This is a genomic window from Ruegeria haliotis (assembly GCF_013377785.1).
Lineage (GTDB): Bacteria > Pseudomonadota > Alphaproteobacteria > Rhodobacterales > Rhodobacteraceae > Ruegeria > Ruegeria haliotis.
The window spans coordinates 1-1,393 of the sequence record NZ_JABXWT010000054.1; the positions used below are offsets into that span (position 1 = coordinate 1).

At 62.3% G+C, this 1,393-nt stretch carries 2 protein-coding genes; both read right to left on the reverse strand.

Going from position 1 to position 1,393, the window contains the following annotated elements; all coding sequences use genetic code 11:
• Positions 1-3 precede the first annotated feature (3 nt).
• Positions 4-921, reverse strand: coding sequence for a bifunctional methylenetetrahydrofolate dehydrogenase/methenyltetrahydrofolate cyclohydrolase FolD (folD, locus tag HW561_RS23235; RefSeq protein ID WP_176867758.1), 918 nt, complete (start codon positions 919-921; stop codon positions 4-6).
• A gap of 51 nt (positions 922-972) precedes the next feature.
• Positions 973-1,278 (reverse strand): chorismate mutase, encoded by a 306-nt coding sequence (locus HW561_RS23240; RefSeq protein ID WP_176867759.1) that lies wholly within the window; start codon positions 1,276-1,278, stop codon positions 973-975.
• Positions 1,279-1,393: the final 115 nt, after the last annotated feature.

The window sequence follows — 1,393 nt, forward strand, 5'->3', positions numbered from 1 at the left end:
TCTTCAGGCGGTCAGGCCTTCGGGTTCTGGCAGGTCATTTGCGCGGCTGCATGCGGTGAGGGTATTGGCCAGCAGGCAGGCGATTGTCATGGGGCCAACGCCGCCGGGAACAGGGGTGATGGCGCCGGCGCGGGTCGAGGCGCTGGCGTAGTGGACGTCGCCCACAAGGCGGGTTTTGACGCTGCCATCCTCATTGGTGCCCTTTTCCGGCGCATCGATCCGGTTGATGCCCACGTCGATGACCGTGGCGCCTTCCTTGATCCACTCGCCCGGCACCATCTCGGGGCGACCCACGGCAGCCACGACGATATCGGCGCGGCGGACCACGTCGGGCAGGTCCTTGGTGCGCGAATGCGCGATGGTCACCGTGCAGCTGTCACCCAGCAGCAGCTGCGCCATCGGCTTGCCCACGATGTTCGAACGCCCGATCACAACCGCATCCATGCCCGACAGCGAACCGTGGTGCTCGCGCAGCATCATCAAACAGCCCAGCGGTGTGCACGGCACCATCGATTTCTGACCCGTGCCCAGCAGGCCCACATTCGAGATATGGAACCCGTCGACATCCTTGGCCGGGTCGATCGAGTTGATCACCAGATCCTCGTCCAGATGCTTGGGCAGCGGCAGCTGCACCAGAATACCATGCACGGCAGGATCGTTGTTCAACTTGTCGATCAGCGCCAGCAGGTCCGCCTCGGACGTGTCCACATCCAGCTTGTGCTCGTACGAGTTCATGCCGACCTCGACGGTCATCTTGCCCTTCGAGCGGACATAGACCTGGCTGGCCGGGTCTTCGCCCACCAAAACCACGGCCAGACCCGGCGTAATGCCGTTTTCTTCCTTCAGCTTTGCAACCTGATCCGCCACCTGCGCGCGCACCTTGGCGGCAAAGGCCTTCCCGTCGATAACCTGGGCTACCATCCTTTGATCCCTTCTTTAAAAACCCGAACGGGCGCAAATCGCGCCCGGTCTTCAGTCAGGGCCGAGCACACGTTCCTCACGCGCAATCGACCAGTCAATCAGGATACGCCAGAGCGTCTCGGCCAGGTCGGGGTCCATCCCCAACTCGTCCGCGTTGGCGCGCACCTTTTGCACCACATCTTCCACCCGGTCCGGGATACGCGCCGGCAGGCCCTCGCCCGGCTTCAGTTCAGAGGCCCGGTCGATATACCCGGCACGCACACCCAGCATCTCGATCAATTGCCGGTCAAGCTGGTCAATCTGAACACGCAATTCCTGCATCGAAGTACAGTCTTGCGGCGGTGTCAGAATGGGCATTTCTGTCTCCTCAAGGCCCGGGGATCCCCCCGGACCACGAGATGTCTTATCTGGCGGCTTAGAACAAGCCTTCGATCTCACCTGCGTCATTGAGACAGATGCTTTCCGCCGCCGG